This window comes from Dyadobacter sp., from assembly GCF_051859145.1.
Taxonomy (GTDB): Bacteria; Bacteroidota; Bacteroidia; order Cytophagales; family Spirosomataceae; genus Dyadobacter.
This window is the reverse complement of record NZ_JBHYGF010000150.1, coordinates 1-9030: the sequence shown is the minus strand read 5'-3', so window position 1 is coordinate 9030 and position 9030 is coordinate 1. Positions and strand designations below refer to the sequence as shown.

Below are 9030 nucleotides of genomic sequence, written 5' to 3'. Positions count from 1 at the left end.
TAATTATAATCTACATTAATGAGGTTTAGTCCCGCTTCCCAGCCTTTTCCAAGACCATAAGTGAGCGTTGTTGAGGATTCGATCTGATCATTGACTTCAAATTGCTGCTGAATGCTGATCTGCCGAGCGTCGGCAATGTCGGATGAAGAAACGTTGAAAATGGTTAATTGTGCAAATACGGAACGGTAAGCAAGTAAAATGAAAATTGCTGTAAGGCAAGTTCTGGAAAGTGTGGTCATAAATTGCTATCCTGGAAAGACTGTGATGCAGCGGTAAAAGAAAAAACTGTTCCACTCAAAACCTTAGGTTGTAGCGGCCAGATTATGCCTGTTTCAGGTCAGATTTTAGGATAGATGACGGGAGTTGGAATAATTTTTGTTAAAACCCGGTGCCTGCAAACGGGTGCAGGCTTAAATCAACAGATATGAACGATCAAATCAATCCACAACACCGCGAAGGAAAAGTAGCAGAAGCTATCGAGGAACAAACCGCGAAGTTGCCCTCAGACATCTTTTTATGGGCGGCCATCGCTTCAATGGGCGCGTCACTTACATTGAAAATCCTTGGACGGAAACATACAGCATTGTTTGTTGGACAATGGGCGGCGCCATTCCTGCTGCTGGGAACTTACAACAAGATTGTAAAACTGGAAGGCCACGACGCTGCCGATCATAAGTAATCATCGGCACACACGAGCCAACGCGGCCTGATGATGCAGACTGTTTTAAAAACAGGACAGCATTATCAGGCCGCTTTCTTTTTAGTTAGAGTTAACACCAGGCTCTCGCCTTACTGGCATGCATTTTTACCAAAGCCGCACGCTAAATCAATATCATTTAAACAAAACATTTATGAAGACGATCATCGTGTGGGCAAGTTGCTTCACTACTGTAATTATGCTGGCCGCTTTGTCGGGCCTCAGATTGGAATCACCTGATCAGGAATTTGTTCTGAAAGCTGCGGAAGGAGGGATGCTGGAAGTACAGCTGGGTAACCTGGCAGCAAAAAACGGAGTTTCGCCGAAGGTGAAGGAATATGGTAAAATGATGGTGAAAGACCATACCAAAGTAAATGACGAGCTGAAAGCACTTGCTAAGAAGAAGCAGGTTCAGATACCAGCCGGATTGGGTAAAGCCGCAAAGCAGCAGTATGACAGTCTTGCAGCCATGAAAGGCGAGCCTTTTGATATGCTGTATATGAATATGATGATTGCCTCGCACGAACAAACGATTGGGCTTTTTCAGACCGAGTCCAACAAAGGCCAGGATAATGAGCTGAAAAGCTGGGCAGATGCGAAGATACCGGCATTAAAACACCATCTTGAAATGGCCGAAGAGTTGTTCAAACATTCGAGTAACTCCCCGGCATCCCACAAATCCCACAAATAAGAATTACCTCAGAGAAACTGCTTGTTTATTCTCCACAGATTATCTCTCTGTAACCCTGCCCAGCCAGAAGTTGCAGATTCCCTGCAAAGTGTTTTTGAGATGATCCAGTTCCATGGGCTTGACGATGTATGCATCCGCCCCAAACTGATAGCATTGATGGATTTTGTCCGTGCGTGTCTCGTTACTCATCACAACCACGGGAATGTTGTTGAGGTAGTTATCGGTTTGTACGCGCTGCTGGCGCAGTGCTTTGAGCAGGTCAAGTCCATTCATACCCGGCATATTGAGATCTACTATAATTAACCCTGGAAGCTGATCACTCTTTTGTTGAGTGATCAGCGTATTCAGGTGCCTGTGCAGCACTTTGCCGTCTTCAAAAAATTTCATTGCATACTGCCCGCCAAATTGTTTAAATGCTTTGTAAAGCAGAAAATGGAAATCGGGATTGTCGTCGACAATGTACATTTCTCTAATCATATCAGTCATATTTTCGCCTCCGAGACTACATTCTTCAACTTATGCCACCCGGTTTCCTTCATTAATATGTTTTTGGAAGACTAACTACAAAGGTTGTACCCGCTTCACCACTCGTGATTTGTAAATCTCCTTCGAGCAGCCTGACGAGGTGTTTTACAATAAACAAACCTATGCCTTCCCCACTGTTTTCTTTCACATCTTTGCCATTCTCCTGCCTGTCTTTATTGTTATCGCCAAGAATTCGACTGATCAGTTCAGGAGAAATCCCGGTGCCTGTATCCGTAATGCTGAACTGCCAGCCCGGAATGTTGTTTAGTTCGACTTCCTTCCAGCGTATTGTCACGCTGCCGCTCGCTGTATACCTGATTGCATTCAGCAGGATGTTCTGGGCAATGCGCCTGATCTTAACCGTATCCCCGGTGATCACCAGTTCTGCCGGTCCCTCGGATTGAAGCGAGAGATTTTTAGCTTCCGCCATTGGGGAAGAACCATCACATAACTCCCGGAATAATTGGGACACATTGAGCGATGCTATTTCAAGCTTTTCCTGGCCGGATTCCAGTCTCGCAAAATCCAGCAGCTGGTTCATCATCTGCGTAACCTGGCCGAGGTTACGCTGGATCATCTCAACCGTCTTTTTCCTGTCTTCCTCCGTTTCCATGATATTCATCAGAGAAGCTGCCCCGCTGATAATGCCGAAACTGCCGCGCAAATCGTGGAAAGTTGACCGGAGGAAAGATCCCCGGTGGCGCACATACTCCTTCATGACGGACAGTGACTCAATGATCTCCACAGACCCGTTCAGCTGCTCAATCAGTTCGTCCTGGTAAAACTTCGCCTCTTTCAAAGAGCTGATATCGAGCTCCGTAATGGCTACACCGTGGTCGTGCTGGGATATAGACACACCCGCCCATTTGCGTTCGGGTTCCTCGCTTACTATTTCTTCATAGCGGTACTCTTTTTTGGCAAGTACCTCTGTCATGATTTTTACTTTTTCCTTCGGGTAAAGTTCTGACGCGAGCATGCCCAGCATTTCACCAACCTGCTTGCCCAGACCGGTTGCAAATTTCTCATTACAAACAGCCAACCTGAAATCCACAGGCGCATTATCTTCATAAATCCCTTTGAAAAAGCCGATAGAAGCGGGGGAGCTGTTGAGCACTGCCTGTAAATTTTCGGCAGTCTGCACCAGCCTCATTTCTGCCTGCTTGCGGTCTGTGATGTCCAGTACAGTTACTACGATCCCCGCCAGATCCACTTGCCGCGTAATGAGGAATGCGGCCGTTTTTCCGGGTGCAATCCGCAAGTCGCTCACTTCGCGGTAGGCGGTATTTCCTGTGGTAAGTACTTCGGTATAAAGGTCAAACAAGCCGGTATCGCGGAAGTCAGGATACCATTGCAGCAGCGTTTTCTCCGTCAATTCCGACTCGCTCATGCCCGTGAGTTCAAGGGCGACATCGTTGCATATAGAAGTATTGAAATCGATAATTTCTCCCTGTGACGAGTACACGGCTTCCATTAAAGTCAGCGCGGCAGGCACGCTGTTCAATACACTGCGGAGCCGCGCCGCAGTGCGTCTTAACTCTGCATTGGCTCTTTCCAGCCCGATATTGGCATTGGTAAGCTCCCTGGTTCTTTCCTCAACATGCAGGTTAAGCTGCTGATTCAGTGTTTTTTGTAAATGAACATTGGTGCAGGTCGCTATATAGCCTGAGAAAAGCCCGTTGGTCGAGAACATAGGCTTGGCGTTTTCCAGGATCCACTGGTACTCGCCATCCCGCCTGCGCAACCGGTATTCAGCCGTATAAGGCGACCTTTCATTCATACTGTTGGCAGACAGCTCCTTGTACCAGCTACGGTCTTCCGGGTGGATGCTTTCCGCCAGTATATGTCCTTTTTCTTTTTCGTAGGATTGTCCGGTAAAATCCAGCCACGCCTTGTTCAGGTAATTGACTTTTCCGTCAGGCCGGGATACCCAGATCATGGCAGTTGCATTGTCTACCAGCTCTTCAAACCATTGCTGTCGCTCTTCAAGCAGGCTTTGTGCCTTGCGGCTTTCGGTGATATCTTCAAAGACAAGCAGGATCGTCTGCTTGCGCTGCAGCAGCACCTTCCGTCCGTGGATGAGCATCATGCGCTCGTCCCCCGGATTGATTTCCAGCTTGACCTCAAATCCGCTGATCGGGGCATTGCGGCTGATCAGGTTATGCATCAGATCGCTCAGTCCGTTTATCTCAAGTTTCCTGTTGCCGAGCTCAAAAATGGTTTTCCCGACCATGCTTTCCGGATCGGTACGAAAAACGCGGTAAAATGCTTTGTTGGCAACTTTGATCCGGAGCTGGTCGTCGAGCACGAGCGTGGCTTCATTGATGGTATCCAGGATCGCTTCCGAATAATCGTAGGATTCGCTCAGCTGGTCGTTTCTTACCTGCAGTTCCTGGTTGATCGTCTGTAATTCCTCATTCGCAGATTCAATCTCCTCCTTGCTGGTCTCGAGTTCTTCATTGATACTCTGCAGCTCTTCGTTGCTGCTGACAATCTCCTCATTAGCCGATTGCAGCTCTTCATTGCTGGCCTCCTGTTCTTCAATGATCGAGTGCATATCCTGCCGAAGCGCCGCCAGCTCTGCTTCAAGCATTAAAACGCGTTTGTCCGCTTCCATTTCCACGATACGCGCTGTCGCCGGGTTCTCCTTCAACTCTTCAAAAAGAATGAGGAACAACTGCTGATTGGCAGTACTCGTGATCGGCACCGCTTTGATCGCCACGTAATGGACGACGCCATCTACAATTACTTCCAATCCCGACTTACTTGCTGGCTGGGAAGTTTTTCTTGCCTTATGTATCGCATTCCGAAGCTCGAACACGAGCGACGGCCGGGCCATTTTCGAAAGGTTCAGGCTGGCTTTGCCTGTGGCGTGTTCGAGAAACAAACTCGTAGACCCGCGGAACTGGAGAATTTCCATATCCTGATCTACGATGATGCTCGGAGGAACAAAATTGCCCAGCAGCCAGGTGTCAACAAGCTTATCCAGGTCTTGCGGGTGCAGCATCTCATGGCTTTTGGATGTAGATCCCTTTGTCTCCATAACATACGCGTTTCCTTTGATACTGATATCAGATTGTATCCTTGCGATGGTGTTGTTTTTTCTTGCGAAAATCTTGTATTCCTTTTCAATCTGCGAGAAATGCGAAGGCGAACTTCCCACTGCCTCCGATTTTCCGAGCACCAGCACGCCGCCGGGGTTGAGGGAATAATGGAATGTAGCAAGCGCCTTCTTCTGCAATTTATCATCCAGGTAAATCAGCAGATTGCGGCAGGTGACCATATCCAGTCTTGAAAACGGCGGATCGGTAAGCAGGTTATGAGGCGCAAACACGCAGAGGTCTCTTACCGGCTTGTTGATCCGGTATTGCTCGTCTGTTTTGGTGAAAAAGCGGTCTAAACGCTGGATTGATATATCTTTTACCTCACTTTGGGTGTACACGCCAACGCGGGCTCTGGCAATTGCAGTTTCGCTCAGGTCGGTGGCAAATATCTGTATTGGAATACTCGCTGTACTTTCACCGAGTATTTCCATAATGATCATGGCAATGGAGTAGGCTTCCTGCCCGGTGGAACAAGCCGTCACCCAAAGTCTCAGGGGCTCTCCCGGATTTTTATTCTTGATAATGGCAGGAAGGGTCTGCTTTTTAAGATAATCCATTGTCTGCTCATCCCGGAAAAAGCTGGTTACATTGATAAGCAAGTCATTGTAAAGGATACTGGCTTCGGTTGGATGCTGTTTGAGATAGTCCATGTACTGGCTCAGCTTGTCCAGCTTGTAAAGCAGCATCCGCCTGATAATCCGCCTGCGGATCGTGCTTTTTTTATAATGACCAAAATCTATCCCGACCGAAGACTTTACAAATGCAAGAATCTTTGAAAGGTCTTTGTCGTTGGAATCCTCTTCTACATTTTCCTGGGTCTCATTCGTAAGCTGAAATATATCTGCATGCTGGCTCAGCCGCACCAGCTCGGAGGCGATGTCTTTGGGGCTCAGCACCATATCAACCACGCCCTCGCTGATCGCAGACTGCGGCATTTCGGAAAAACCTGCACTTTCATCCTGCGCAAAAGTAATCCCTCCCGCTACTTTGATCGCTTTCAGTCCCAATGTTCCGTCATTCGCCATGCCGGACAATACAATACCGATTGCTCCATCCTTTTGTCTTTCGGCAAGAGATATAAAAAACTGGTCGATTGGGAGATGAATGTGCGGGCGCGGCTTTCTGGGAACCAGTACCAGTACGCCGTCTATGATTTCCATTCCCTTGTTCGGGGGAATGACGTAGAGGTGGTTAGGGAAAATCTGCATCAGCGGTGCTGCTTCGAGCACTTTCATCTGCGTCGCCTTGGCCAGAATGGACGAAAGCCTGCTTTCAAATTCAGGGGAAAGGTGTTGGATATATACAAATGCAAGACCGGTATTCGCCGGAAGATGCTGCAAAAGCTCGGTCACAGCCAGTTGCCCTCCGGCAGACCCCCCAATCGCTACCACTGGCACCGGCTTGTTACCAGGTGTCAGGTTTACGTAGTCCTCATTTGCTTTTTCAGGCATTCAGATCTTGTTTATGGAGTGTAAGATTTTGCTTGTTTTTGGGGAAGGGAGGAAAGTAAAAGTAAAGGTTTTAAGCCTATATAAAAACACAGAAATGATAGTCTACTGTGTTCCAGCGATGATTATTCGTCGTGCCAATCTTAAAACTGGTATGATTGTTGCTCCCTGCCTTGCTGCAAATCCGCGGGATTGCGGCAGCGGCGCGAAAGATTTTGTGGCGCTGCATTTGCAAAATATGGCCCGGATTAGCCACATTGCTTTTCTATGGTGCAGTTCTTGCCAATGAGAACTGTCCAAACAGACTTCCATTTATGACAAAATCCATTTTTATAGCTTCGGCAGAACCATTTACAGGCAAGTCGGTACTCGCACTCGGACTGGTCAATATGTTACTCGGCAAGACCGAGAAGGTGGGGTATTTCAAACCAATCATTTCCGAACAGCCGCCGGGTAAGAAAGAGCGGCACGTGGAAGCAATACTCGACTATTTTTCGCTGCCCGTTCCTTACGAGGATACCTTCGCATTCACCAGGCAGCAGGTACTGCAGTTCACGGAATCAGAAAACCAGGGTGAAATGCTGGATACCATCATCAGCAAGTACAAAAAGCTGGAAGATACCTACGATTTTACCGTGATAGAAGGCAGCGATTTCCTCGGGGAGGGGATTGCATTCGAGTTTGAATCCAATGCGGCGATTGCGAAAAACCTGGGAGCCCCTGTACTTGCCATTGTGGGCGGGCAGAATAAATCTACTTCACAGATCGTGAGTGCGGTACTCAATATCCTGCACAATTTTGAAAACAGGGAGGTGCAGGTAGTAGGTATCGTTGTGAACCGCGTCAAACCCGAGCAGCAGGAAGATATTGCTGCATTGCTGCAAATGCAGGTGCCTGCACACGTCATGCTCTCGGTCATTCCCTGGAACCAGGATCTGCAAAGCCCTACCATGCGCGAAATATGCGATGCATTGCAGGCGAAGCTGCTTTTTGGTGAAAGTCTGATTTCAAACCAGGTAGACAATTTCGTGACCGGCGCGATGATGCTGCCCAACTTTCTCAACCACATTAAAGAGAATGTGCTCATCGTAACCCCGGGCGACCGCGGCGACATTATCATCGGCGCTATTCAGGCAAACCTTTCTACCAACTACCCGAAAGTGGCGGGTATCGTGCTCACCGCAGGTACTTTGCCCGACGAGCCGGTAGTTCGGATGATAGAAGGTTTGCAAACCGTCATCCCGATCCTCGCAGTGGAAAAAGGAACTTTCGAGACAACTACCGCGATCGGCGCGATTAACTCCCGCATTACAGCAGATAACAAGAAGAAGATCGGGCTGGCTATCGAGACTTTCGAGAAATATGTGGATGTAAAAGCGCTTGACGAGCGGATCATTACATTCCAGCCGCAGGGTATTACGCCGCATATGTTCCAGTATCAATTGGTTAAATGGGCTAAGAACCAGAAAAAACACATTGTACTGCCAGAAGGAAACGATGACCGGATCCTGAAAGCTGCCACGCGCCTGGTCAACCAGCAAGTGGTGCAGCTGACCATTCTGGGCGATCCCTCGGAGATCACTGCGTCTTTTAAGCGACTGGGTCTCAATCCCGATATGAACGAGATCCGCATTATTGATCCTGCCCATTCGGATAAGTACGAGCTGTATGCTGAAAAGCTGTACGAGCTTCGTAAAAACAGGAATGTGAACCAGGAAATGGCGCGCGACCTGATGCAGGATGTTTCCTATTTCGGAACCATGATGGTGTACATGGGCGAAGCCGACGGAATGGTCTCGGGCGCGATACACACGACCCAGCATACGATCAGGCCCGCATTGCAGTTTATCAAAACCAAGCCCGGCGTCTCCATTGTATCGTCTATTTTCTTCATGTGCCTGCCCGAACGCGTTTCCGTGTTCGGCGACTGCGCCGTGAATCCAAATCCTACTGCCGATCAACTGGCCGACATTGCAATTTCATCAGCTGAAAGCAGTGCCAGGTTCGGTATCGAGCCGAGAATTGCGATGCTGTCGTACTCGTCAGGTTCTTCCGGTGAAGGCGAGGATGTGGAAAAAGTGAGAGAAGCAACGCGCATTGTAAAACAGAAACGGCCTGACCTGAAAGTGGAAGGCCCCATTCAATACGATGCTGCCGTGGATCCGATTGTTGGAAAGCAGAAACTGTCTGAATCAGAAGTGGCAGGAAAAGCCAGTGTGCTGATTTTCCCGGATTTGAATACGGGTAACAATACCTACAAAGCCGTGCAGCGGGAGACAGGCGCACTGGCGATTGGTCCGATGCTGCAGGGATTGAACAAGCCCGTCAACGATTTGAGCCGCGGCTGTACGGTTGATGATATTTTTAACACAGTAGTAATCACGGCGATTCAATGCCAGGAAGGCTTGCAGCCTGTTTAAACAAGCCTATGAACATACTCGTCATCAATGCGGGCAGCAGCTCGCTCAAATACCAGTTTTTCAAAATGCCCTCCGAGGCGCCTCTTTGCACAGGTATCATTGAGAAAATAGGTGCGAAAAATGCTGTTATCAAGCACAAAACGCTGGA

6 protein-coding genes and 2 pseudogenes are annotated in these 9030 nt (G+C 48.4%); 5 read left to right on the top strand and 3 right to left on the bottom strand.

What is annotated here, in order from left to right; all coding sequences use genetic code 11:
* Positions 1-239, bottom strand: a pseudogene (locus ACTIE6_RS10340) (hypothetical protein); the annotation flags it as partial.
* 185 nt (positions 240-424) lie between these two features.
* Here ACTIE6_RS10340 and ACTIE6_RS10335 point away from each other — a divergent pair.
* On the top strand, positions 425-679 hold the full coding sequence (locus ACTIE6_RS10335) for a hypothetical protein (protein ID WP_439556563.1): 255 nt from the start codon (positions 425-427) through the stop codon (positions 677-679).
* A gap of 172 nt (positions 680-851) precedes the next feature.
* Positions 852-1388, top strand: coding sequence for a DUF4142 domain-containing protein (locus tag ACTIE6_RS10330; protein WP_439556562.1), 537 nt, complete (start codon positions 852-854; stop codon positions 1386-1388).
* A 39-nt stretch (positions 1389-1427) separates the two neighbouring features.
* Here the strand turns inward: ACTIE6_RS10330 and ACTIE6_RS10325 are convergent, their stop codons facing one another.
* Positions 1428-1865 (bottom strand): response regulator, encoded by a 438-nt coding sequence (locus ACTIE6_RS10325; protein WP_439556561.1) that lies wholly within the window; start codon positions 1863-1865, stop codon positions 1428-1430.
* Between the two features lie 61 nt (positions 1866-1926).
* Positions 1927-6465, bottom strand: a complete 4539-nt coding sequence (locus ACTIE6_RS10320) for a CheR family methyltransferase (RefSeq protein ID WP_439556560.1) — start codon at positions 6463-6465, stop codon at positions 1927-1929.
* A gap of 13 nt (positions 6466-6478) precedes the next feature.
* Between ACTIE6_RS10320 and ACTIE6_RS10315 the strand changes: the two genes are divergently transcribed.
* The 3 genes and pseudogenes from ACTIE6_RS10315 to ACTIE6_RS10305 all read left to right on the top strand — a co-directional run.
* Complete coding sequence (locus ACTIE6_RS10315; RefSeq protein WP_439556559.1) at positions 6479-6751, top strand: hypothetical protein; 273 nt, start codon at positions 6479-6481, stop codon at positions 6749-6751.
* Between the two features lie 25 nt (positions 6752-6776).
* Positions 6777-8882: a phosphate acetyltransferase gene (pta, locus tag ACTIE6_RS10310; RefSeq protein WP_439556558.1), complete on the top strand. Its 2106-nt coding sequence runs from the start codon at positions 6777-6779 to the stop codon at positions 8880-8882.
* Positions 8855-9030: pseudogene (locus tag ACTIE6_RS10305) on the top strand (hypothetical protein); the annotation flags it as partial. The gene pta and the pseudogene ACTIE6_RS10305, both read left to right, overlap by 28 nt.